The following is a 21,801-nucleotide window of genomic DNA, read 5'->3' as shown; positions in this document are numbered from 1 at the left end:
CCGACTGGGCCGGCATCATCGTCGTCGGGGCGGATCACCTGCTCAGGATACGTGCCGCCAGGCCCGCACGGCGCTGTCGGCGAGGCCGGCCGGATCGGCCGCGTCCAGCCAGTGCACCCGATGGTCGCGGCGAAACCACGACCGCTGCCGCCGAACGTAGCGTCGCGTGCCCACGTACGTCAGTTCGCGGGCCTCGCGCAGCTGCTCGGGCGCACCCCCGGCGTCGAGCGCCGCGATGACCTGCGCGTAACCCAGGGCGCGCGAGGCGGTGACCCCGCCGCGCAGGCCCTCGCCGAGCAGCGCGGTCACCTCGTCGAGCAGGCCCTGGTCGAACATGGCGTCGGTGCGGCGGGCCAGCCGTTCGTCGAGAACCGTTGTCTCGGTGTCCAGTCCGATGATGGCCGTGTCCCAGCGCGGCGCGCCGATGCGCGGCGCCGACGCCGCGAAGGGCCGGCCGGTGAGCTCGACGACCTCGAGTGCCCGCACGGTGCGACGGGCGTCGGTGGGCAGGATCGCCGCGGCGGCCGCCGGGTCGCGGCGCGCCAGCTCGGCGTGCAACTGACCGACACCCACCTCGGCGAGCCGCTCCTCCCAGCGCGCCCGCACGGCGGGGTCGGTGGCGGGGAACGACCAGTCGTCCAGTAGCGACTGGATGTAGAGCATCGAACCGCCCACCACCACCGACACCGCGCCCCGGGCCGCGATCGCCTCGATGTCCGCGGCGGCGGCCTGCTGGTAACGGGCGACGGTCGCGGTCTCGGTGACCGTCAGGACGTCGAGCTGGTGGTGCGGGATGCCCCGCCGCTGTCCGACCGGCAGCTTCGCGGTGCCGATGTCCATGCCGCGGTACTGCTGCATCGCGTCGGCGTTGACCACCTCGCCGCCGAGGCGCTCGGCGACGTCGAGGGCCAGCTGCGACTTGCCGGTGCCCGTGGGCCCGATGATCGCCAGCGGCCTCACGGCTGCCAGGCGCCGGCGAAGTAGCCCACGCCGTAGGGCGCTCCCCGGTAGAGCTCCTTCGCCGAGCGCGGGCCCGGTTCGGCCAGCCCGGCCAGCACCTGGAACGCGACCCGGCCGCGGACCTGCCGCGGCAGCCGGGCCAGGGCGGCGACGTCACCGGTGGCCAGCGCGTCGTCCAGGGCGAGCTGCGCGCCGGCGTCGCCCGGGCGGTAGCCGCCGGGCGCGGCCGGTGTGAGGGTGTTCGCGCCGTCGGCCACGACCAGCACGCCGACCGGGTCGGGTGTCTCGTCGAGCTCGGCGCGCAAACTCCTGCCGCGGGTCAGTGCGGTGTCGGCGTCGTGGTCGGCGCGGTACACGCGGGCCTGCGCGGTGGCGTCGGGCCGGAGCTGGCCGCGTGCCCACGCCGCGATCAGCGCACACACCGGGAACGGGGCCGTGCGGTCGGCGTGTGGGGACAGCCGGACCGGCACGTCGACACCGAATCCGGCGAACGTGCCGGCGGCCTCGGGGCCCAGTATGGTGTCGGCCTCACCCGTGCCGATGGCCACCCAGTGGGACGGCAGGAAGGCGACCGCGGCCGCCACCGCCGTCGAAAGATCGGCCAGCTCGTCGGCCGCCGCCCCGGCCAGCTCGGGGACGAGAACCGGCGCCGAGGGAACGATCGCGATGGCGCTCAGCACGCCACCAAACTAACGCCTCGCCGCCGGACCCTAGGGGCTGGTCCGGGCGCCCTTCGACGCGGCCGGCGCGGCCGGGGCGTCCGCCGCGTAGCCGATGGCCGGGTCGTCGCCGGGCAAGCTCTCGTGCGAGCCGGTGAGCGCCGGCTCGTGGGCTGTTTCGGCCGCCATCGAGGCGGCCTCGCCGTGCGCCAGCGCGACGGTCGCCACGATCACCACTCCGACCGCGACGAGCCCGACGATCGCCGCCGGCCCCCGGGCCCCTAGCGTCTCGCCGAGGACGGTTACCCCGAGCACGCCGGCCACCACGGGCTTGGCGACAGTCATCGTGGGTAGCGACGCGGTGAGCGCGCCGGCCCGGAACGCGGACTGCTGGAAGATCATGCCGCAGAGCGCGATCAACAGCCACGGGTAGAACTCGGGGGCGCGCAGGACGGCCGCCGGGCCCTCCTCGGCCACCTCGACCACGCCCTTGGTCACCACGGCGAACAGCGCCAACGAGGAACCCGCGACCAGGGCCAGGAGGATCGCCGCGACCGGGCGTCCGCGCCAGACGCGCGCCCCGAGCACGCACAGCACCAGCGCCGGGCCCATCACTGCGGCCACGATGAGCCAGGTGGACAGCGGCGCCCGCTGGTGGCCGGATGCCGGGTCGCCGACGATGATGACCACCGCCAGGGCGCCGGCGAGCACCAGCGCCCAGAGCCACTCCCAGCGGGTCACGCGGTGTTTGCTCAGCCGCGCGTAGATGGGCAGGGCGAACAGCAGCGCCGCGACCTGCAGCGCGGTTACCAGTACCACGGACCCCCAGGCCAGCGCCGCGGCCTGCAGGCTGTAGTTGACCACCGCCGCCATTCCGCCCAGCCACCATCGCTTGTCGCGCAGGGACATGCGGAACAGCTCGAGGTGGCCGACTTCCTGGTCGGTGATCTCCTGCGCGGAGCGCTGCCGGATGACGTCACCAATCGCGGAGGCCAGCGCCGCGAGCAACGCGATCAGCGCCGCGACGTCGACTTTCGTCATGGGAACCCCCTCATCAGCGTTCGGACCAGCGTTCCCGGCAAAGATCGCGCGTACACGTGATGTTCGCTACCAGTTCACGAACACTGTAGTGCGGCAGAGCGACGGTCTCGACCCAGCCGAATTCGCGCCGGATCTTCATCGTGACTCCCGGAGCTATGCCGCGGCTGTGTGCGCCTTTGTAACAGTCTGCCGTCATGCCCCGCCAGTCACGTCCACGGCGACCGCACGGTCGGGTTTCGATTCCGTCACGATCGCGTCGTCGGGCCGGGGCGGAGGTGGCGACGAGCCGCCGCGCAAGCTGCTTCAATACTTGGGGATACGGTTACGGAGCGACGGTGACGGTGACATCGGTCGCACGGGTGCCGCTGTGCGCGGCAGGTGCGCGGGCATTGACCGCGCGAAAGGTGGTGACGTTTCCATGACGACTGAGGAGCCGCGCAGCGACGAGCCGGCCGGGACTGTTGGCAGCCCCCCGGCACCACGCCCGGGGCCGCGTCCCGGACCCCGCCCGGCGAGCCCGGGCCCGCGACCCAATGTCCACGCCGCGGCCCAGCCGGCGGTGACGGCCCCGCGCAGTGACCCGCACAAGTTCGGGCGGGTCGACGACGACGGCACGGTCTGGCTGATCACCGCCGCGGGCGAGCGCGTCGTCGGCTCGTGGCAGGCCGGGGACCCAGAGGCGGCCTTCGCCCACTTCGGCAGGCGGTTTGACGACCTGAGCACCGAGGTGACCCTCCTCGAGGAACGCCTGGCGTCGGGAACCGGCGACGCGCGCAAGATCAAGACCAACGCCAAAGCGCTGGCCGAGACCGTGCCGGCGGCGTCGGTTCTGGGTGATGTCGACGCGCTGGCCGCCCGGCTGACCGCGCTGATCGAGCGCGCCGAGGCGACCGTCGCGGCGGAGCGGTCGCGACGCGACGAGCACCGGGCCGCCCAGACCGCCCGCAAGGAGGCGCTGGCAGCCGAGGCCGAGGACCTCGCCGCCAACTCGACCCAGTGGAAAATCGCCGGCGATCGAATGCGCGCCATCCTCGACGAATGGAAGAGCATCAGTGGGCTGGACCGAAAGGTCGACGACGCGCTCTGGAAGCGCTATTCCGCGGCGCGCGACGCCTTCAACCGGCGCCGGGGGTCGCATTTCGCCGAGCTCGATCGGGAACGATCCGGCATCCGACAGGCCAAGGAGCAGCTCTGCGAGCGGGCCGAAGAGTTGTCCGGTTCGACCGACTGGGCCGCCACCAGCGCCGAATTCCGCAAGTTGCTGACCGATTGGAAAGCGGCGGGGCGGGCGAGCCGCGACGTCGACGACGCCCTGTGGCGCCGTTTCAAGGCGGCCCAGGACGTCTTCTTCAAGGCGCGCAACGCGGTGACGGCCGAGAAGGACGCGGAGCTGCAGGCCAACGCCACCGCGAAGGAAGCGCTGCTGGCCGAAGCGGAGCGGCTGGACACCAGCAACCACGACGCCGCCCGGGCTGCCCTGCGTTCGATCGCGGACAAGTGGGACGCGATCGGCAAGGTGCCGCGGGACCGCTCCGCCGACCTGGAGCGGCGGCTGCGCGCGGTGGAGAAGAAGGTCCGCGACGCCGGTGATGCCGGTTGGGCCGATCCGCAGGCGCAGGCCAGGGCCGAGCAGTTCCGCGTCCGGGCCGAGCAGTACGAACAGCAGGCGCAGAAGGCGGCGGCGGCGGGACGCACCAAAGAGGCCGAGCAGGCCAAGGCGAATGCCGAACAGTGGCGGCAGTGGGCCGACGCGGCCGCCGAGGCGCTGACCCGCCGAACCTAGGTTCCGGGCGGCGCCTCGGGCTTGGCCGGGTCGTCGAGGGTGTCCAGCAGCGTCTTCGACTGTTGCTCCGCGGCGAGCCGGCGCCGCTGCTCCTCGGCCGCCAGCTGCACGATGGTGCGCGACCACACCACACGGGCCCACTGGAACGTCAGGGCGAGCACGGTGATCCACGCGACGATCAGCCCGATACCGGGGCCCGGATGCCCGGCCGCCACGGTCTGGCGCGACCAGACCGCCAGCAGCCCGGCCGCCCCGGCGACGGCCGAACCCGCCAGCGCGATCCACGCCAGCGCCCAGCGCCGCGTCACCAGCGCCAGCATCGAGAAGCCGACGCCGAACACCAGCGCCAGCCAGGCGAACACCCGATGCGGCAGGGCCACCCCGGCCGCGCCGGCCCCGTGGCTGCTGAACAGCACGTCCCAGCCACGCACATCGCCGGTGTGCGGCAGGATGAACGATCCCAGCAACACGAAAACGAGGATTGCCACCACGAAACCCCTTGGCCCGGGGTCGATTTCGCTGGCCACTCGCCGTTCGGCCGCCTCGATCTCGGTCCGCAGGGCGTCCAGGTCGGCGTGTTCTTTCTTCATCGCGCACATCCCAGGGGTTCGGTGGGTTTTGTGGGGCCGACGGTCGGCATGCCCAGACCGATGGCCTTCGGGCGCAGGCCCGCGGCGAACGCGTCGCCGGCCCGCGTCCGGCGGTGGGTGAGGACCCCGGCGTCCGCGATCAGGTGATGGGGCGCGGCGCCGGTGATCGCGACGGTGACGACATCGCCGGGCCGCACCGGCCGGTCGGCGGGTTGATCCCCGGGTTGATCCGACGCGAAGTGCACCAGCCGGCCGTCGCGCGCGCGCCCGGTCATGCGGGCGGTGCGGCTGTCCTTGCGCCCCTCGCCGGTGGCGACCAGCAACTCGACGGTCTGCCCGACCATCGCCCTGTTGCCCTCGAGCGAGATCTGCTCCTGCAGCTCGATCAGCCGCTCGTAGCGCTCCTGTACAACGGCTTTGGGGAGCTGCCCGTCGAGTTCCGCGGCGGGCGTGCCCGGCCGCTTGGAGTATTGGAACGTGAACGCCGCGGCGAACCGCGCCTGCCGCACGACGTCCAGCGTGGCCGCGAAGTCCTCCTCGGTCTCACCCGGGAAGCCGACGATGAGGTCGGTGGTGATCGCCGCGTGCGGCATGGCCGAGCGGACCCGGTCGATGATGCCGAGGTAGCGGTCGGCGCGGTAGGACCGGCGCATGGCCCGCAGCACGCGGTCGGACCCGGACTGCAGCGGCATGTGCAGGGCTGGACAGACGTTGGGCGTCTCGGCCATCGCCTCGATGACGTCGTCGGTGAACTCGGCGGGATGCGGCGACGTGAACCGCACCCGTTCGAGCCCCTCGATGCGCCCGCAGGCCCGCAACAGCTTGGCGAACGCGCCGCGATCCCGGGGCTGCGCGGCGTCGGCGAACGACACCCCGTAGGCGTTCACGTTCTGGCCCAGCAGGGTGACCTCGAGCACGCCGTCGTCGACCAGCGACCGCACCTCGGCGAGGACGTCCGCCGGGTTGCGATCGACCTCCTTGCCGCGCAGCGACGGGACGATGCAGAAGGTGCAGGTGTTGTTACACCCGACCGAGATGGAAACCCATGCCGCATAGGCGGATTCGCGCGCGCTCGGCAGCGCTGACGGGAACTCCTGCAACGCCTCGGCGATCTCGACCTGGGCGACCCTGTTATGCCGGGCCCGGTCCAGCAGCGTCGGCAGCGACCCGAGGTTGTGGGTGCCGAACACGACGTCGACCCACGGCGCCTTGCGCAGCAACGCCTCCCGGTCCTTCTGGGCCAGGCATCCGCCGACCGCGATCTGCATGTCGGGATTGTCGCGCTTGCGCGGGGCGAGGTGGCTGAGGTTGCCGTACAGCTTGTTGTCTGCGTTCTCCCGCACCGCGCAGGTGTTGAAAACCACCACGTCCGCGTCCGCACCCTCGGCGGCCCGCCGGTAGCCAGCCGCCTCCAGCAGGCCCGCCAACCGCTCCGAGTCGTGAACGTTCATCTGGCAGCCGTACGTGCGGACTTGATACGTCCGCGCCGAAACCACCATCGAAGTCACGGAGCCATGGTACGGCGACCCGATGGCACGCGAGAAAGCGCACGTCACCGGCTAGACGCGCCGGCGCTCCCGTTCGGCGGCCAGCTCGGCCAGGACGACCTCGCACGCCAGGTTCTGGCCGTACCCGCGCCGCGCCAGCATCGCCACCAGCCGGCGGGTCACCCGCGCCTCTTCTTTGCCGTCGCCGTCCAGCGTCTCCCGCCGCAGCTTGGACCGCACCAACTGCTCGGCGCGGTCGCGCTCGGCACCGGCGTCGAGCCCGGCCAGCGCCTCGGTGATGACCTCTTTATCGACACCCTTGGTGTGCAATTCGGCGGCCAGGGCCCGCCTGCTCTTGACCCGGCGGGACTGCACCCATTGCTCGGCGAAGTCGCTGTCGTCGATCAGGCCGACGGCGGCGAGCCGGTCGAGCACGGTAGCGCTGACATCATCGGGATAGCCGCGTTTGGCCAACTGACCGGACAATTCGGCCCGGGTGCGCGCTCTCGCAGTGAGCAGGCGCAGGCACAGCGCCCGAGCCTGCTCCTCGCGAGAGAACTCAGAAGTCGACGGGGGCGGGCAGGACGCTGTCATTTGAGGGGTCATCGGTCACGACCGCGCCAATGCCGAGCTTTTCCTTGATCTTCTTCTCGATCTCGTTGGCCACGTCGGCGTTCTCCATCAGGAAGTTGCGGGCGTTCTCCTTGCCCTGGCCAAGCTGCTCGCCCTCGTAGGTGAACCAGGAACCGGACTTGCGGATGAAGCCCTGGTCCACACCCATGTCGATCAGCGAACCCTCCCTACTGATGCCCCGGCCGTAGAGGATGTCGAACTCGGCCTGCTTGAAGGGCGGCGACACCTTGTTCTTGACGATCTTCACCCGGGTGCGGTTGCCGACCGCGTTGGTGCCGTCCTTGAGCGTCTCGATCCGGCGCACGTCCATGCGCACCGAGGCGTAGAACTTCAAAGCCTTGCCGCCGGTGGTGGTCTCGGGGCTGCCGAACATCACCCCGATCTTCTCCCGGAGCTGGTTGATGAAGATTGCCGTGGTACCCGAATTGTTCAGCGCGCCGGTCATCTTCCGCAGCGCCTGGCTCATCAGCCGCGCCTGCAGGCCCACGTGGCTATCCCCCATCTCGCCTTCGAGCTCCGCGCGCGGCACCAGGGCCGCCACCGAGTCGATGACCAGGACGTCCAGCGCGCCGGAGCGGATCAGCATGTCGGCGATCTCCAGGGCTTGCTCACCGGTGTCGGGCTGGCTGACCAACAGGGCATCGGTGTCGACGCCGAGCTTCTTGGCGTAGTCCGGGTCCAGGGCGTGCTCGGCGTCGATGAACGCCGCGACGCCGCCGGCGGCCTGGGCATTGGCCACCGCGTGCAGCGCGACGGTGGTCTTACCCGAGGACTCCGGACCGTAGATCTCCACGACCCGGCCGCGCGGCAGGCCGCCGATGCCCAGGGCGACGTCCAGTGCGATGGATCCGGTCGGGATGACCGAGATCGGCTGACGCATCTCGTCGCCGAGACGCATCACCGAGCCTTTGCCGTAGCTCTTTTCGATCTGGGCCATCGCCAGCTCGAGAGCCTTCTCACGGTCGGGGGCTTGCGTCATGGTGCCTCTCCTATAGTCGGTGTGTTCTCATGACCGGTATCGGTCGGTTGGCCGTGACACTAGAGAAGGCCACCGACAAGTCGACTTCCCGAACGCCCACCACAGTAGCCGAACACCTGTTCGATTCAAGCCTGACACGCCGGGTGCCGAACGAAAATGCTCATGGACATCTCCGCGGAACTGGCCGAGATCTCCTCCTATGGAGGGTTTTTCGCGCTGGTCGTGGGCGGCAGCGACGCCGGATGGCGCCCGGTAACCCAGTGCTACGCCGACGGGTTCACGGATTTGGTGCAGACCACCGCCGCTCGTTACGGCACCGCGGAGCAGCGGGTTGCGGCCTCGCTGGTCCAGCTGGGCCACGCCGCGAGGCTGTGGTCGCCGGTCCTGGCGTGCGCGGTCTGCCACGGCGTCCTGCCCGACCTGACAAGGCTGCAGCGGGCCGAGGACGGCACGCGGCTGCGGCTGCCCGAGCCCGTCGGCCGGCCCGCCGCGCCATCGGCGCAATTGTTGTACCGCGTCGTCGTGCGGGACCACCTGGAACCGCTCGCGGCCGGACTCCGGGTGGGGGTGGCGCCCGGCCTGCTATCCGGCAACATCGCGTCCGCGCTGGTGGGGACGTCGCGGCTGCTCCTCTCGGCCCGGCCCGACCTGCGCGCGCCGATCACCGAGATCACCGGCGCCCTGCTGCGCACCGGCAAGCTGGCCGGAACGGGGGCGATCAGCGGCCCGAACCTGGCCTTCCGGCGTACCAGCTGCTGCCTGTTCTACCGCGTGCCGGGCGGCTCGACGTGCGGCGACTGTCCCCTATAGCGACCCTGCGCCGGTGGCGGCGACCCTGCGGTGAGGGTGCGAAACGCTCGCCGACCGACGCGCTGAGCGCAGTCTGGGTCCGGCGCAGTCCGGGTCCGAGCGCCGCTCACCACTGATCGCGAGGCACGTCGAAGTCGACACACAGGGCCCGCCAGACGTCGCGGGGCTCGACGCCGTCCTCGATCGCCTGGGCGGCGGTCCGGCCGTCGAGACCGGTCAGCACGTGATCCACCAACACCGATGCGCCGTAGGCAGCGCCGAATCGCAGGACGACCCGCTCGTTGAACTCCGTCAGCCGCACGTCAGCCAAGATACCCAGCGGATCACTCCGCTAAAGCAAGCGCTTCACGGCACACCCGGACCGGATCGGCGACGCCCGCGACGCTGGCGCCGGCGGCGCGCGCCGCCTCCCGGTAGCCGGGCGTCGACAGTACCTCGCCCACCGCGGCCACCAGCGCGTCGACGCTCAGCGGCCGGATCAGCCGGGCGCTGCCCTGCCGCACCACCCGGTTGGCCATCTCCCACTGGTCGCCCCCACCGGGCACCACCACCAGCGGGACCCCGGCCAGCAGGGTCTTGGCCACCATCCCGTGACCACCGCCGCAGATCACCACGTCGGCGTGGGGCAACAGGTCGGCCTGACGCCCCAGCCCCACCACCGCCCACGGGGGCACCGTGAGGGACGGCCCGCCGAGGCGCGACACCACCAGGCGGGATCCCGCCGGCAGCGTGTCCCCCGGAATGAGGCACCCGAGGGCGACCTCGGCCAGTCCCGCGGTGCCGGTCGTTGCGGTCGACGGCGCGACCACCACCACCGGCCCGGGACCATCCGGGATCTCGAGCACGCGATCTGTGGGCTCGAAGTGCAGCGGGCCCACCACCACGGCCTTCGCCGGCCAGTCCGGGCGTGGGACCTCGAGGGCGGGCAGGGTGGCGATCAGCCGGCGCAGTGGCCCGGGGTCGTCGGCCGGCAACCCGATTTCGGCCCGGACGGCCGCACGCTGGCGCAGGCCGGCCCGCCAGGAGCGCGCGGTGAGCGCCCGCATGACGGCGTCGCGCAGCCGGCCGCGGACGCCGGTCCCGGGCGCGAGCCCGCTGCCTATCGGTGGCAACCCCTTCGACGGCAGGTACAGCGGGTGCGGGTCGAGCTCGATCCACGGGATCCCCAGCAACTCGGCCGCCATGCCACCGCCGGCGGTGATGACGTCGGACACCACCAGGTCGGGCGCCAACTCGCGCAGCGCCGGCACGTTCAGTACGGCCATCCGCGCCGCCCGCCGGTGGATACGGGCGCCCGCATCGAGGTCGTCGTCGGTGGCGGCGAGCCCGTCCAACTCGGCGGCGTCGATACCCGCGGCGCGTGCGGTCTGCAGCCACTCCGCACCGGTGAACAGGGTGGGCTCGTCGCCCGCCTCGGCGAAGCGTCGGCACAGCGCGATCGCGGGAAACGAGTGCCCGGGATCCGGCCCGGCGACCACGGCGACACGCACCGGCCCTACCCTGCCACAGCGCACGGCAGCCGGGCTGCCTACGCTGGCAAGCATGACCGAGCTGACTGGGACGGCGGTGACGAACACGCGCGTCGTCGAGGGATTTCTGAACGCCCTGCAGGACGCCGATTACGACACCGCAGATGCTGCACTGGACGACAACCTCGTCTACGAGAATGTCGGCCTGCCGACCATCCACGGCCGCGCCAGAGCCATGAAACTGTTCCGTCAGATGGACGGGCGCGCCGCCTTCGAGGTGAAGATCCACCGGATCGCCTCCGACGGGGCCGCGGTGCTCACCGAGCGGACCGACGCGCTGATTTTCGGCCGGCTACGACTCCAGTTCTGGGTGTGCGGTGTGTTCGAGGTGCACGACGGGCGAATCACGCTGTGGCGCGATTACTTCGACTTCTTCGACATACTGAAGGCGACGGCGCGGGGCGTGGCCGGGCTGGTGGTGCCGTCGCTCAAAGCGTCGTTCTAGACGCCAAAGCTCTTCAGGCGCCCCTCGGCAACCCGCCCAGTTCGTCGAAGGCCTGCGCCCACCCGAGCAGCCGGTCGGTGGCGCCCACCAGCTCGGCGCGGTAGCGCTGCTGGGGCGCGGCAAGCCCGTCACCGTTGGCCGAAGACACCAGGTGCGCTGCCGCGGTGACCATTTCGTTGTACTGACGGACCCCGGCGCTCAATTGAGCGGTGAACGCGTTGATCGTCGGCACGAGATAGGCGCGCGCGGACTCGGAGTCTTGCGCCGCCCGTTCCATCGACACGACTTCGGCGGCGGTGGCCGCCATCGCCGCCGACGTCCGGGTAGCCGCCGCGCTCAGGTCGCGGATCTCCTCCGCAGGCAGCATCGACCCCCGTTCCAGCACGCCCAACAACGAGACGAAGCCCCGCTCGGAGGCGCCCAGCGCGTACATCGCCGGCCGGGCCGCCGACCCGGGCGGCGGCAGCCGGCGGACGCTCGCGGGCCGCTGGACCGGCAGCGGCTCGGAGCGCAGCCAGTGGTAGCGAATCAGCAACAGCGTCGCCGGGACCGCCATCACGACGGCGACGGCGCCGGTGATCTCCAGCAGCAGCGCGAACCAGCCCCAGGCGGCCAGCAGGATCGTCACCACCGCCCAGAACACGCATCCGGCCGCGAAGATCAGCCCCCATCGCAGCGCCCGCCGGCGACGACGGAGCAGCCGCGCCCGCGGGTCCGTCGCCGCGTTCAGCTTGTGGGCGGCCAGCGCGAAAACGTCGGCGGCGCTGTCCAATCCCCAGCGCACCAGGGAGCGCCGAGGACCGCGTTGGGCCGAGTTGACCGCCATGCGAAACAGTCTGCCGTACTACTGCCCAAAGGGCTTCTCGGCGACCGCTCCCCCGGCGGGCTCGGCGGGCGCCGGGGTGGGCGGCGCGGCGGCCGAGCCGCCCGCGGGCAGCGCCTCGCCGCGCATCGAGGCGCGGATCTGCTCGAGCCGGGAATGGCCGGCCATCTCCACGCTGGCCTGCTGGACCTCGAGCATGCGGCCCTGCACCGATCCCTGGGCCAGCTCCGCCGCGCCCACGGCGTTGGCGTAGCGGCGCTCGATCTTGTCGCGCACCTCGTCGAGGCTCGGGGTGCTGCCCGGAGCGGCGATCTCGCTCATCGACCGCAACGACGCGCTGACCTGCTCCTGCATCTTCGCCTGCTCGAGCTGGCTGAGCAGCTTCGTGCGCTCGGCGATCTTCTGTTGCAACACCATCGCGTTCTGTTCGACCGCCCGCTTGGCCTGGGCGGCCGCCTGCAGCGCCTGGTCGTGCAGCGTCTTGAGGTCTTCCACGCCCTGCTCGGCCGTCACCAGCTGGGCGGCGAACGCCTCGGCGGCGTTGTTGTACTCGGTGGCCTTGGCGGCGTCCCCCGCGGAGGTGGCCTGGTCGGCCAGCGTCAGCGCCTGTCGCACGTTGACCTGCAGCTTCTCGATGTCGGCCAGCTGCCGGTTGAGCCGCATTTCCAGCTGCCGCTGGTTGCCGATCACCTGCGCCGCCTGCTGGGTCAGCGCCTGGTGGGTCCGCTGCGCTTCCTCGATGGCCTGCTGAATCTGCACCTTGGGGTCGGCGTACTCGTCGATCCTGGAGTTGAACAGCGCCATCAGGTACTTCCACGCCTTGACGAACGGATTGGCCATGGGTCAGGTCCACCTTCGCTTGTCTGTAGGGCGGGTACGCCCGGGTCCTGCGCTCGTTCTGTCGCTCAATTTATCGGGTCGGCGGCCATCGCCCCACCCCTTGCCCGGGATAGGTCGTGCGCTCAGGCCACCGCGAGCGGGGCCACGGCCGGAATGACCACCTTGGTGCTGACGTCGATGCTCGCACCACGGGCGGCGCCGGACGGCGCGCTGAACGCGGCGCGTTCCTCGTCGGCCATCCGCTCACCCGCGTCGGTGAGGACCGACGACAGCGGGACGTCCAGCGCATCGCAGATCGCGTAAAGCAGCTCGCTCGAGGGCTCCTTGCGACCGCGCTCCACCTCCGACAGATAGCCGAGGCTCACGCGGGCCGAATCGGACACCTCGCGCAGCGTCCGGCCCTGTGACATCCGCGCCCGGCGCAGCACATCGCCGATCACCTCGCGCACCAATGGCGGCATCCTGCTCTCCTTCGTCCTGTCAGCCCTGCTCAGCACGGGAATCAGCAGGCGCTAATTGGTTGAACGCCGGCGGCCGGGGGGTTGGTTCCCGTTCGGCGCCGGTAGTTGGCCCAAATTCGCCGGGCGCGCTCAGCCGCCGGTCGGCGGCCGGACCTGCCGAACTGTCCTGAACGTCTGGGCCACGTAGTCGATGCCGGTGACGACGGTCAGCACGATCGCGACCCCCATCACCACCGACGCCGCCACCTGCACCGGCCCGGACAGCGGCAGGATGAACAACCCGATCGCAACGGACTGCACCACTGTCTTGAGCTTGCCCCCCCAGCTGGCAGGTATGACCCCGCGGCGGATGACGGCCAGACGCAACAGCGTCACCCCGACCTCGCGGCTCATGATCAGCACCGTGATCCACCAGGGCAGTTCCCCGAGCATCGAGAGTCCGACCAGGGCCGACCCGATCAGGGTCTTGTCGGCGATGGGATCGACGAAGGCGCCGAATTCCGTGGCCATGCCGTAGTTGCGAGCCAGCAACCCGTCCAGCCGGTCGGTGATGGCGGCCACCGCGAAAATCAGGAAAGCCACGATGCGGAAGGCGATCTGATGGCCGTCCCCGGCGAACAGCGCGAGCAGGAAGATCGGAACGAGCACCAGCCTCAACAAAGTCAGAACGTTCGCGAGGTTGGCGATGCGGGCGTGGCCTGGTGTTTCCGGCTGCCCCGACACCGCAACAGAATAGCGGTTGACCAGCGCGGCCGTCCCCGATGCCGATACTGTTACCCGTGACCGAAAGCTCTGAGGATCATCGGCCGGTCGTCCGGCGCGCGCGAACGTCCGACGTGCCCGCGATCAAGCACCTCGTCGACACGTACGCGGGAAGAATCCTGCTGGAGAAGAATCTCGTGACGCTGTACGAGGCCGTGCAGGAATTCTGGGTGGCCGAGTGTGACGGCAAAGTGGTCGGTTGCGGGGCGCTGCACGTGTTGTGGTCCGACCTCGGCGAGGTTCGCACCGTCGCCGTCGATCCGGCGATGACGGGCCGCGGCATCGGCCACGCGATCGTCAACCGGCTCCTCGAAGTGGCCCGCGAACTGCAGCTGAAGCGGCTGTTCGTGCTGACCTTCGAGACCGAATTCTTCGGCAAGCACGGGTTCACCGAGATCGAGGGCACGCCCGTCACCGCCGAGGTGTTCGAGGAGATGTGCCGCTCCTACGACATCGGCGTCGCCGAGTTCCTCGACCTCAGCTACGTCAAGCCGAACATCCTCGGCAACTCCCGGATGCTGCTGGTGCTGTAACTGCGCGAGCAGACGCAAAAGCTCCCGACACGCCGTCCGATTAGGGACTTTTGCGTCTGCTCGGCCTTATTCGGAGTCGCTCCCGACGGCGTCGCTGCCGCCGCGAATCAACGCCAGCGTGCCGGCCAGCTCGTCGGGCTTGACCAGCACCTCGCGCGCCTTGGAACCCTCGGACGGCCCGACGATGCCGCGGGTCTCCATGAGGTCCATCAGCCGGCCCGCCTTGGCGAAACCGACGCGCAGCTTGCGCTGCAGCATCGAGGTGGAGCCGAACTGGCTGGACACCACCAGCTCGACGGCCTGCAGGAAGACGTCCATGTCGTCGCCGATGTCGGGGTCGACGTCGGTGCGCTCGCCGGTGGGCTTCGCCGTGGTGACGCCGTCGGTGTACTCGGGCTCGGCCTGGTCCTTGCAGGCGGCGACGACCGCCTGGATCTCCTCGTCGGTGATGTACGCGCCCTGCAGCCGGATCGGCTTGCCGGCGCCCATCGGCAGGAACAGGCCGTCGCCCATGCCGATCAGCTTCTCCGCGCCCGCCTGGTCGAGGATCACGCGGCTGTCGGTGAGCGACGACGTGGCGAACGCCAGCCGTGACGGCACGTTGGTCTTGATCAGCCCGGTGACCACGTCCACCGAGGGCCGCTGGGTGGCCAGCACCAGGTGGATGCCGGCCGCCCGGGCCTTCTGGGTGATCCGCACGATGGCGTCCTCGACGTCGCGCGGAGCGGTCATCATCAGGTCGGCCAGCTCATCGACGATCGCCACGATGTACGGGTAGGGCCGGTATTCGCGCTGGCTGCCCAGCGGCGCGGTGATGGCCCCCGACCGCACTTTCTCGTTGAAGTCGTCGATGTGGCGCACCCGGGACGCCTGCATGTCCTGGTAGCGCTGTTCCATCTCCTCGACCAGCCACGCCAGCGCGGCCGCCGCCTTCTTGGGCTGCGTGATGATCGGGGTGATCAGGTGCGGAATGCCTTCGTAGGGCGTCAGTTCCACCATCTTCGGGTCGATCAGGATCATCCTGACCTCTTCGGGCGTCGCCCGGGTGAGCAGCGACACCAGCATGGAGTTGACGAAGCTGGACTTGCCGGATCCGGTCGAGCCCGCGACCAGCAGGTGCGGCATCTTGGCCAGGTTGGCCGAGATGAAGTCGCCCTCGATGTCCTTGCCGAGGCCGATCACCAGCGGGTGGTGGTCGCGACGGGTCGAGGGCGCGGTGAGCACGTCGGCCAGCCGCACCATTTCCCGGTCGGTGTTGGGCACCTCGATGCCGACGGCGGACTTGCCGGGGATCGGCGCCAGCATGCGCACGCTCTCGGTGGCCACCGCGTAGGCGATGTTCTTCTGCAGCGCGGTGATCTTCTCCACCTTGACGCCGGGTCCCAACTCGACCTCGTAGCGGGTGACGGTGGGCCCCCGGGTGCAGCCGGTGACCGCGGCATCGACCTTGAACTGGGTGAGCACCTCGCTGATGGCGTCGGCCATCACGTTGTTGGCGGCGCTGCGCTTCTTGGGCGGGTCGCCCGCGACGAGCAGGCTCATCGACGGCAGGGTGTAGGGGCCCTCGACGACGCGGTCGGTCGGCGGCGCTTCCCTAGCCTCCTCCTTGCGCGGCGCGCGACGGCGCTTGGCGGCGGGCTCGGGGACCGTGGGGAGGTCGTCGACCAGCGCATCGTCGAGTGGGGTGGGACCGGCCGACGGCCACGCCGCCGGCTCATCGTCGACGGGCGCGTCGTAGTAGCCGTCGGAAAAGTCTTGCCCGTCGCGGGCGCCGACGACTTCCTCGGTGTCGGCTTCGTCACCCTCGAAGTAGTCGTCGTACGCGTCCTCGTCCTCTCTGCGGAACGGCCTGGAGTCGAACATGGCGCGCACGACGTCGGGCACCTCGCGGATCGTGGTCCCGGTCAGTAGCAGCAGGCCGAACATGAAGCCGATGAACAGGAGCGGCGCGGCGATCCAGGGCGTGAGCCCGTCCGACAGCGGACCGCCGATGGCGAAGCCGATGAACCCGGCGGCGCGGCGCCGCGCTTCGGGATCCTCCGGCGAACCGGACCACAGGTGGCGCAATCCCAGGGCCGACAAGGCGATCAGGCTGGCGCCCAGGATCAACCGCGGCCGCGCCTCGGGGTTGGGTTCGGTCCGCATCAGCGTGACCGCCACGGCGGCGGTGACCAGCGGGAGCACCAGCACACCCGCGCCCATGAACGTCCGCAGCACGGTGTCGACCCAGGCCCCGATCGGCCGGGCGGCATGAAACCACGAGCTCGCGGCGACGATCACCGACACGCCGAGCAGGGCCAGGGCGATCCCGTCCCGGCGATGCCCGGGCTCGATGTCATGGGCCCGCCCGATCGACCGGGCGGCGCCGCCCGTGCCCTTGGCCGCCATCAGCCAGGTGGCGCGCAGGGCGCGCCCGCAGGTCACTCCGGTGGCGACCAGCAGCGACCGGTTCCGACGCTTGGCGGGCCTGCCCGGTTTCCTGCGGGGCGGCGCCGGCCGCCCGCCCCGGGACCCACCGCGCGGAACGGCCTTTGACCTGCTCGTTCGGGTCGCGGAGCGTGCGGCGGTCTTGTTAGCCATGCCGGCAAGGGTAGTCGCAACGACATCATGAGCACCACACGCCACACTGGTAACCGCGGTCTCCGGGTGACCCGCGTCACTACGGCCGCCGGAACGCCGTGAGTAGGGTGGCACCCGGTGAGAGAAGTACTGGCGTCACCCACCCCCGAAGCAACCAGGAGGCCCTAGCATGCCCGTCGTCGTCGTCGCCACACTGACCGTCAAGCCCGAATCGGTCGACACCGTCCGCGACATCCTCACTCGAGCGGTGGAAGAGGTGCACGACGAGCCCGGCTGCGAGCTGTATTCGCTGCACCAGACGGGCGACACCTTCGTCTTCGTGGAGCAGTGGGCCGATCCCGAAGCGCTCAAGACGCACAGCGGCGCGCCCGCGGTCACCAAGATGTTCACCGCGGCCGGTGAGCATCTCGCCGGGGCGCCCGACATCAAGATGTTGGAGCCCATCCCGGCGGGTGACCCGGACAAGGGACAGCTGCGGCGCTGATGGGTCGGCCGGCGGAAGGCCCGCTCAGCGGCCGCGTCGCCTTCATCACCGGGGCGGCGCGCGGTCAGGGCCGCGCGCATGCGGTGCGGTTGGCCGCCGACGGGGCCGACGTCATCGCGGTCGACCTGTGCGGACGGATCGCCAGCGTGCCCTACCCGCTGGCCACCGCGGACGATCTGGCGGCCACGGTCAAGCTGGTCGAGGACACCGGCGCACGGATCGTCGCCCGACAAGGCGACGTCCGCGACGCCGCGTCGCTGTCGTCCGCGTTGCGGGCTGGCCTCAACGAGTTCGGCCGGCTGGACATCGTCGTCGCGAACGCCGGCATCGCCCCCATGCAGTCTGGACCCGAGGGCTGGCGTGACGTCATCGACGTCAACCTCAGCGGCGTCCACCACACCGTCGAGGCCGCCATCCCGACCCTGGTGTCCCAGGGCGCCGGCGGATCGATCGTGCTGACCAGTTCGGCCGCGGGGCTGGCCGGCATCGGCAGCGCCGATGCCGGCTCGATCGGCTACGCCGCCGCCAAGCACGGCGTGGTCGGGTTGATGCGGGTGTACGCCAATCTGCTTGCCCAGCACAACATTCGGGTCAACTCGATCCATCCGTCGGGCGTGGACACCCCGATGATCAACAACGAGTTCACCCGCCAATGGCTTGCCCAGCTGGTCGCGCAGTCCGATTCGCCGCCGGACATGGGCAACGCGCTGCCGGTGCAGGTCCTCACACCCGAGGACATCGCCAACGCGGTGGCGTGGCTGGTGTCCGACCAGGCCCGTTACATCACCGGCGTCGCCCTGCCGGTTGACGCGGGCTTCCTGAACAAGAAGTAGCTCATGGCGCGAAACCCGGTGGCGCAGACGGCTTTCGGGCCGATGGTGTTGACGGCCGTCGAGCAGAACGAGCCGCCCGCCCGGCGGCTGCTCGACGACGACCTCGCAGAGCTGTTCTTGCCCGCCCCGCTGCGATGGCTGGTCTCGGCAACCCGCTCCGCACCCATACGCCGGCTGATGATCCGCGGATCGGAATGGTCCGGTCGCGGGCTGTGGGCAAACTTGGCCTGCCGCAAGCGATTCATCGGTGACAAGCTGGCTGAGGCGCTCGGGGACATCGACGCGGTGGTCATCCTCGGCGCGGGCCTGGACACGCGCCCCTACCTCCTGACGCGCCAGATCCGCATGCCCGTCTTCGAGGTGGACCTGCCGGTCAACATCGCCAGGAAGGTGCAGACCGTCCGACGGGTGCTGGGTGGCCCGCCCCTGTCGGTGCGGCTGGTGGCGCTGGACCTCGAGCGCGACGACCTGCTCACCTCGCTGGCCGAGCACGGCTACCACACCGAGTACCGCGCCTTCTTCATCTGCGAGGGCGTCACCCAGTACCTGACCGAGGCGACCGTCCGCCGGACTTTGGAGGGGCTGCGCGCGACCGCCCCGGGCAGCCGGCTGGTATTCACCTACGTGCGCCGGGATTTCATCGACGGGACCAACCGGTACGGCACGCGAACGCTGTATCGGAGTGTCCGGCAGCGCCGGCAGCTGTGGCGTTTCGGGTTGCAGCCCGACGAAGTCGCCGACTTCATCGCCCCCTATGGCTGGCGGCTGGTCGAGCAGGCCGGACCCGACGACCTCGTCCAGCGCTATGTCGCCCCGACCGGCCGCAAGCTCAAGGCCTCGCAACTGGAATGGTCGGCCTACGCCGAAAAGGTCTAGCGGGGATCACGCGCGCCCCGCGACACATAAACCTTTGCGACGACACGCCGGGAAGTGTCGCAGTGGTTTATGTCTCGCGCAGCAGCGGCTCAGACCTCGATGACGGTCGGCACGATCATCGGCTGGCGGCGGTAGGTTTCGCCCACCCACTTGCCGAGCGTGCGGCGCACCGCCTGAGCGATGCGCGTCGGTTCGGTGACTTGTTCTGCCGCAAGCACTTCCAGCTCCGCCTCGACCTTGCGCATGGCGGGCTCGAGCGCCTTGGGATCCTCGGAGAACCCGCGGGAATGGAGCTGCGGCGCGGCGACCGGGCGTCCGGTGCCGCGAGCGACCACCACGGTGACCGCGACGAAGCCCGACGACAGGATCAGCCGCTCTCCCAGCGTGATGTCGCCGACGTCACCGGTGATCAGCCCGTCGACGAACATCTTGCCGACCGGCACCGCGCCGGCGATCGAGACGCGTCCGGCCAGCAGATCGACGCTGACGCCGTTCTCGGCCAACACGATCGACTCCTCGGGCACCCCGGCGCGAGCCGCCAGTTTGGCGTTGGCCCGCAGCATCCGCCAGGTGCCGTGCACCGGCATCACGTTTCGCGGCCGCACCCCGTTGTAGAGGAACAGCAGCTCCCCGGCGTAGGCGTGGCCCGAAACGTGCACGCGGAACTGCTGATTGGTGACGACACGGGCGCCGATCTTGGCCAGCGAGTCGATGACCCCGTAGACGGCCTCCTCGTTGCCGGGTATCAGGGAGGACGACAGGATGATGAGGTCGTTCGCCGTCAGGGTGATGCTGCGATGCTCGCCGCGCGACATCCGCGACAACGCCGACATCGGCTCGCCCTGGGTGCCGGTCGTGATCAGGACGACCCGCTCGGGCGCCATCATCTCGGCCGCCCCGATGTCGATCAGGTCCGAGTCGTCCACGCGCAGGAAGCCCAGCTCCCGCGCGATGGCCATGTTGCGCACCATCGATCGGCCGACGAACGAGACCCGCCGGCCCAACGCGACTGCGGCATCGATGATCTGCTGCACGCGGTCGACGTTGGAGGCGAAGCACGCCACGATGACGCGGCCGTCGGCGCCCCGGATCAGGCGGTGCAGCGTCGGTCCCACTTCACTTTCCGACGGCCCCACGCCCGGGATCTCGGAGTTGGTCGAGTCGCACAGGAACAGGTCCACCCCGGCATCGCCGAGCCGCGACATGCCGGGCAGGTCCGTGGGGCGGCCGTCGAGCGGCAGCTGGTCGAGCTTGATGTCGCCGGTGTGCAAGACGGTTCCGGCGCCGGTGTGGACCGCGATGGCCAGCGCGTCGGGGATCGAATGGTTGACGGCGAAGTATTGGCATTGGAAGACGCCGTGGGTGGTCCGCTGCCCCTCCGCGACCTCGACGAAGATCGGCTTGATGCGGTGTTCGCGGCACTTGGCGGCGACGAGCGCCAGGGTGAACTTCGAGCCGACGACGGGGATGTCCGGCCGCAGCCGGAGCAGGAACGGTATGGCCCCGATGTGGTCCTCGTGCGCGTGGGTGAGGACCAGCGCCTCGACGTCGTCGAGGCGATCGTCGATGTGGCGCAGGTCCGGCAGGATCAGGTCGACGCCGGGCTCGTCGTGGGTGGGGAACATGACCCCGCAGTCGATGATCAGCAGCCGGCCGAGGTGCTCGAAAACCGTCATGTTGCGGCCGATCTCGCTGATGCCGCCCAGGGCGGTGACCCGCAGTCCGCCAGGAGCCAGAGGGCCCGGTGGGGCGAGGTCTACATCCATCGGTCGACCACGCTCTGCCTCACCTCAGAGCCGAGGCCGCACGCATATCGGCAGCGAGTTCGTCGATTTGCACTGGGGTGGCCGGCATTTGGGGCAGCCGCGGGTCGCCGGCGTCGATGCCTTGCAGACGCAGACCGGCCTTCGACATGGTCACCCCGCCCAGGCGGCCCATCGCGTTGCACAGCGGGGCGAGGTTGACGTTGATCTTGCGCGCGGTGGCGATGTCGCCGGAACCGAACGCCGACAACATGTCCCGGAGCTGACCGGCCGCCACGTGCGAGATGACGCTGATGAAGCCGGTGGCGCCCATGGCCAGCCAGGGCAGGTTCAGCGCGTCGTCGCCGGAATAGTAGGCCAGTCCCGTCTCGGCCATCAGCTGCCCGCCGGCGTGCAGGTCGCCCTTGGCGTCCTTGATTCCCACGATGTTCGGGTGGTCGGCCAGGGCGCGGATGGTCTCGGGCAGGATCGGCACCACCGAGCGCGGCGGGATGTCGTAGAGCAGCACCGGCAGCTCGGTCGCGTCGGCGACGGCGGTGAAGTGCGCGAGTAGCCCGGACTGCGGCGGCCGCGAGTAGTACGGCGTGACCACCAGCAGGCCGTGCGCGCCCTCGGCGGCGGCGGCCTTGGCCAGCCGGACGCTGTGGGCGGTGTCATAGGTTCCGGCGCCGGCGACGATGCGGGCCCGGTCGCCCACGGCCTCGAGCACGACGCGCAGCAGCTCGCGCTTCTCGTCATCGGTGGTGGTCGGCGACTCCCCGGTGGTTCCCGAGAGCACCAGGCCGTCGCAGCCGGCGTCGACCAGGTGGGTCGCCAACTGCACCGCGGCGGCGGTGTCCAGGGAGCCATCGGCGCTGAACGGTGTCACCATCGCGGTCAGCAGGGTGCCCAACCGTGCGGGGACGTCGAATCCGACCGTGCTCACGGTGT

General features: G+C 70.5%; 23 protein-coding genes. 7 read left to right on the top strand and 16 right to left on the bottom strand.

The genetic code is table 11. The features are described 5' to 3' along the window. Positions 1 to 42: 42 nt before the first annotated feature. Genes miaA through G6N56_RS27610 form a run of 3 tightly spaced genes read right to left on the bottom strand, consistent with a single transcriptional unit; the run spans position 43 to position 2,660 of the window. Complete coding sequence (gene miaA / locus G6N56_RS27620) at positions 43 to 960, bottom strand: tRNA (adenosine(37)-N6)-dimethylallyltransferase MiaA (RefSeq protein WP_085257668.1); 918 nt, start codon at positions 958 to 960, stop codon at positions 43 to 45. Then, a complete protein-coding gene (locus G6N56_RS27615) occupies positions 957 to 1,640 on the bottom strand; it encodes a class III extradiol ring-cleavage dioxygenase family protein (protein ID WP_085257669.1) in 684 nt (227 codons plus the stop codon). The genes miaA and G6N56_RS27615 overlap by 4 nt, the downstream gene beginning before the upstream one ends. Positions 1,641 to 1,670: 30 nt before the next feature. Further along, positions 1,671 to 2,660 (bottom strand): DMT family transporter, encoded by a 990-nt coding sequence (locus tag G6N56_RS27610; protein ID WP_169717545.1) that lies wholly within the window; start codon positions 2,658 to 2,660, stop codon positions 1,671 to 1,673. Positions 2,661 to 3,078: 418 nt separating this feature from the next. Here G6N56_RS27610 and G6N56_RS27605 point away from each other — a divergent pair, with 418 nt between their 5' ends. Beyond that, positions 3,079 to 4,443 carry a DUF349 domain-containing protein gene (locus G6N56_RS27605; protein ID WP_085257670.1) on the top strand — a complete coding sequence of 455 codons (1,365 nt, stop codon included), beginning with the start codon at positions 3,079 to 3,081 and terminating at the stop codon, positions 4,441 to 4,443. On the opposite strand, the gene G6N56_RS27600 is transcribed toward G6N56_RS27605, so the two are convergent. Genes G6N56_RS27600 through recA form a run of 4 tightly spaced genes read right to left on the bottom strand, consistent with a single transcriptional unit; the run spans position 4,440 to position 8,132 of the window. Continuing rightward, on the bottom strand, positions 4,440 to 5,033 hold the full coding sequence (locus G6N56_RS27600) for an Rv2732c family membrane protein (protein WP_085257671.1): 594 nt from the start codon (positions 5,031 to 5,033) through the stop codon (positions 4,440 to 4,442). The genes G6N56_RS27605 and G6N56_RS27600 overlap by 4 nt on opposite strands. Beyond that, positions 5,030 to 6,532: a tRNA (N6-isopentenyl adenosine(37)-C2)-methylthiotransferase MiaB gene (miaB, locus tag G6N56_RS27595; protein WP_163645235.1), complete on the bottom strand. Its 1,503-nt coding sequence runs from the start codon at positions 6,530 to 6,532 to the stop codon at positions 5,030 to 5,032. The genes G6N56_RS27600 and miaB overlap by 4 nt, the downstream gene beginning before the upstream one ends. A gap of 60 nt (positions 6,533 to 6,592) precedes the next feature. After that, positions 6,593 to 7,114, bottom strand: coding sequence for a recombination regulator RecX (recX, locus tag G6N56_RS27590; RefSeq protein ID WP_085257673.1), 522 nt, complete (start codon positions 7,112 to 7,114; stop codon positions 6,593 to 6,595). Beyond that, positions 7,080 to 8,132, bottom strand: a complete 1,053-nt coding sequence (gene recA / locus G6N56_RS27585; protein WP_085257674.1) for a recombinase RecA — start codon at positions 8,130 to 8,132, stop codon at positions 7,080 to 7,082. Before recA ends, recX begins: the two co-directional genes overlap by 35 nt. Positions 8,133 to 8,294: 162 nt before the next feature. On the opposite strand from recA, the gene G6N56_RS27580 reads away from it, so the two are divergent. Continuing rightward, a complete protein-coding gene (locus tag G6N56_RS27580) occupies positions 8,295 to 8,942 on the top strand; it encodes a (2Fe-2S)-binding protein (protein ID WP_085257717.1) in 648 nt (215 codons plus the stop codon). Between the two features lie 106 nt (positions 8,943 to 9,048). Here G6N56_RS27580 and G6N56_RS27575 read toward each other — a convergent pair whose 3' ends face one another. Then, a complete protein-coding gene (locus G6N56_RS27575; RefSeq protein WP_085257675.1) occupies positions 9,049 to 9,243 on the bottom strand; it encodes a DUF3046 domain-containing protein in 195 nt (64 codons plus the stop codon). A 22-nt stretch (positions 9,244 to 9,265) separates the two neighbouring features. Further along, positions 9,266 to 10,432 carry a glycosyltransferase gene (locus G6N56_RS27570; protein ID WP_085257676.1) on the bottom strand — a complete coding sequence of 389 codons (1,167 nt, stop codon included), beginning with the start codon at positions 10,430 to 10,432 and terminating at the stop codon, positions 9,266 to 9,268. A gap of 52 nt (positions 10,433 to 10,484) precedes the next feature. Between G6N56_RS27570 and G6N56_RS27565 the strand changes: the two genes are divergently transcribed. Beyond that, a complete protein-coding gene (locus G6N56_RS27565; RefSeq protein WP_085257677.1) occupies positions 10,485 to 10,916 on the top strand; it encodes a limonene-1,2-epoxide hydrolase family protein in 432 nt (143 codons plus the stop codon). Between the two features lie 13 nt (positions 10,917 to 10,929). On the opposite strand, the gene pspM is transcribed toward G6N56_RS27565, so the two are convergent. From pspM to pgsA, 4 genes are all read right to left on the bottom strand, one after another. Then, the gene (pspM, locus tag G6N56_RS27560; RefSeq protein WP_085257678.1) at positions 10,930 to 11,742 is read right to left on the bottom strand and encodes a phage shock envelope stress response protein PspM; all 813 of its coding nucleotides are present in this window, start codon (positions 11,740 to 11,742) and stop codon (positions 10,930 to 10,932) included. Positions 11,743 to 11,760: 18 nt separating this feature from the next. Then, a complete protein-coding gene (gene pspA / locus G6N56_RS27555; RefSeq protein ID WP_085257679.1) occupies positions 11,761 to 12,579 on the bottom strand; it encodes a phage shock protein PspA in 819 nt (272 codons plus the stop codon). A 122-nt stretch (positions 12,580 to 12,701) separates the two neighbouring features. Next, the gene (gene clgR / locus G6N56_RS27550) at positions 12,702 to 13,040 is read right to left on the bottom strand and encodes a transcriptional regulator ClgR (RefSeq protein WP_085257680.1); all 339 of its coding nucleotides are present in this window, start codon (positions 13,038 to 13,040) and stop codon (positions 12,702 to 12,704) included. A 129-nt stretch (positions 13,041 to 13,169) separates the two neighbouring features. Next, positions 13,170 to 13,763, bottom strand: coding sequence for a CDP-diacylglycerol--glycerol-3-phosphate 3-phosphatidyltransferase (gene pgsA / locus G6N56_RS27545; protein WP_085257681.1), 594 nt, complete (start codon positions 13,761 to 13,763; stop codon positions 13,170 to 13,172). A gap of 56 nt (positions 13,764 to 13,819) precedes the next feature. Between pgsA and G6N56_RS27540 the strand changes: the two genes are divergently transcribed. Next, positions 13,820 to 14,335, top strand: coding sequence for an amino-acid N-acetyltransferase (locus G6N56_RS27540; RefSeq protein WP_180150440.1), 516 nt, complete (start codon positions 13,820 to 13,822; stop codon positions 14,333 to 14,335). 66 nt (positions 14,336 to 14,401) lie between these two features. Here the strand turns inward: G6N56_RS27540 and G6N56_RS27535 are convergent, their stop codons facing one another. Then, the gene (locus G6N56_RS27535; protein ID WP_180150438.1) at positions 14,402 to 16,915 is read right to left on the bottom strand and encodes an FtsK/SpoIIIE family DNA translocase; all 2,514 of its coding nucleotides are present in this window, start codon (positions 16,913 to 16,915) and stop codon (positions 14,402 to 14,404) included. Positions 16,916 to 17,084: 169 nt separating this feature from the next. On the opposite strand from G6N56_RS27535, the gene G6N56_RS27530 reads away from it, so the two are divergent. Genes G6N56_RS27530 through G6N56_RS27520 form a run of 3 tightly spaced genes read left to right on the top strand, consistent with a single transcriptional unit; the run spans position 17,085 to position 19,108 of the window. After that, positions 17,085 to 17,399: a putative quinol monooxygenase gene (locus tag G6N56_RS27530; RefSeq protein ID WP_085257684.1), complete on the top strand. Its 315-nt coding sequence runs from the start codon at positions 17,085 to 17,087 to the stop codon at positions 17,397 to 17,399. After that, positions 17,399 to 18,232 (top strand): mycofactocin-coupled SDR family oxidoreductase, encoded by an 834-nt coding sequence (locus G6N56_RS27525; RefSeq protein WP_085257685.1) that lies wholly within the window; start codon positions 17,399 to 17,401, stop codon positions 18,230 to 18,232. The genes G6N56_RS27530 and G6N56_RS27525 overlap by 1 nt, the downstream gene beginning before the upstream one ends. 3 nt (positions 18,233 to 18,235) lie before the next feature. Beyond that, the gene (locus G6N56_RS27520; RefSeq protein WP_085257686.1) at positions 18,236 to 19,108 is read left to right on the top strand and encodes an SAM-dependent methyltransferase; all 873 of its coding nucleotides are present in this window, start codon (positions 18,236 to 18,238) and stop codon (positions 19,106 to 19,108) included. 89 nt (positions 19,109 to 19,197) lie between these two features. Here the strand turns inward: G6N56_RS27520 and G6N56_RS27515 are convergent, their stop codons facing one another. Together G6N56_RS27515 and dapA are read right to left on the bottom strand one after the other, a co-directional pair. After that, the gene (locus G6N56_RS27515) at positions 19,198 to 20,874 is read right to left on the bottom strand and encodes a ribonuclease J (protein ID WP_085257687.1); all 1,677 of its coding nucleotides are present in this window, start codon (positions 20,872 to 20,874) and stop codon (positions 19,198 to 19,200) included. Between the two features lie 19 nt (positions 20,875 to 20,893). Continuing rightward, positions 20,894 to 21,796: a 4-hydroxy-tetrahydrodipicolinate synthase gene (gene dapA / locus G6N56_RS27510; RefSeq protein WP_085257688.1), complete on the bottom strand. Its 903-nt coding sequence runs from the start codon at positions 21,794 to 21,796 to the stop codon at positions 20,894 to 20,896. Between the last annotated feature and the right edge of the window lie 5 nt (positions 21,797 to 21,801).

The organism is Mycobacterium saskatchewanense, assembly GCF_010729105.1.
Classification (GTDB): domain Bacteria; phylum Actinomycetota; class Actinomycetes; order Mycobacteriales; family Mycobacteriaceae; genus Mycobacterium; species Mycobacterium saskatchewanense.
Note: the sequence above shows the minus strand (reverse complement) of the source record. Positions and strands in the feature narration are given on the sequence as shown.

What these genes read in the sequence shown, in the direction of transcription:
- G6N56_RS27525 (WP_085257685.1), top strand. Translation starts at nt 17,399, where the DNA reads ATGGGTCGGCCGGCGGAAGGCCCGCTCAGCGGCCGCGTCGCCTTCATC.
- G6N56_RS27605 (WP_085257670.1), top strand. Translation starts at nt 3,079, where the DNA reads ATGACGACTGAGGAGCCGCGCAGCGACGAGCCGGCCGGGACTGTTGGC.
- G6N56_RS27530 (WP_085257684.1), top strand. Translation starts at nt 17,085, where the DNA reads ATGCCCGTCGTCGTCGTCGCCACACTGACCGTCAAGCCCGAATCGGTC.
- recX (WP_085257673.1), bottom strand. Translation starts at nt 7,114, where the DNA reads ATGACAGCGTCCTGCCCGCCCCCGTCGACTTCTGAGTTCTCTCGCGAG.
- pspM (WP_085257678.1), bottom strand. Translation starts at nt 11,742, where the DNA reads ATGGCGGTCAACTCGGCCCAACGCGGTCCTCGGCGCTCCCTGGTGCGC.
- miaB (WP_163645235.1), bottom strand. Translation starts at nt 6,532, where the DNA reads ATGGTGGTTTCGGCGCGGACGTATCAAGTCCGCACGTACGGCTGCCAG.
- G6N56_RS27580 (WP_085257717.1), top strand. Translation starts at nt 8,295, where the DNA reads ATGGACATCTCCGCGGAACTGGCCGAGATCTCCTCCTATGGAGGGTTT.
- G6N56_RS27610 (WP_169717545.1), bottom strand. Translation starts at nt 2,660, where the DNA reads ATGACGAAAGTCGACGTCGCGGCGCTGATCGCGTTGCTCGCGGCGCTG.
- G6N56_RS27565 (WP_085257677.1), top strand. Translation starts at nt 10,485, where the DNA reads ATGACCGAGCTGACTGGGACGGCGGTGACGAACACGCGCGTCGTCGAG.
- G6N56_RS27515 (WP_085257687.1), bottom strand. Translation starts at nt 20,874, where the DNA reads ATGGATGTAGACCTCGCCCCACCGGGCCCTCTGGCTCCTGGCGGACTG.
- G6N56_RS27535 (WP_180150438.1), bottom strand. Translation starts at nt 16,915, where the DNA reads ATGGCTAACAAGACCGCCGCACGCTCCGCGACCCGAACGAGCAGGTCA.
- G6N56_RS27520 (WP_085257686.1), top strand. Translation starts at nt 18,236, where the DNA reads ATGGCGCGAAACCCGGTGGCGCAGACGGCTTTCGGGCCGATGGTGTTG.
- clgR (WP_085257680.1), bottom strand. Translation starts at nt 13,040, where the DNA reads ATGCCGCCATTGGTGCGCGAGGTGATCGGCGATGTGCTGCGCCGGGCG.
- G6N56_RS27600 (WP_085257671.1), bottom strand. Translation starts at nt 5,033, where the DNA reads ATGAAGAAAGAACACGCCGACCTGGACGCCCTGCGGACCGAGATCGAG.
- pspA (WP_085257679.1), bottom strand. Translation starts at nt 12,579, where the DNA reads ATGGCCAATCCGTTCGTCAAGGCGTGGAAGTACCTGATGGCGCTGTTC.
- recA (WP_085257674.1), bottom strand. Translation starts at nt 8,132, where the DNA reads ATGACGCAAGCCCCCGACCGTGAGAAGGCTCTCGAGCTGGCGATGGCC.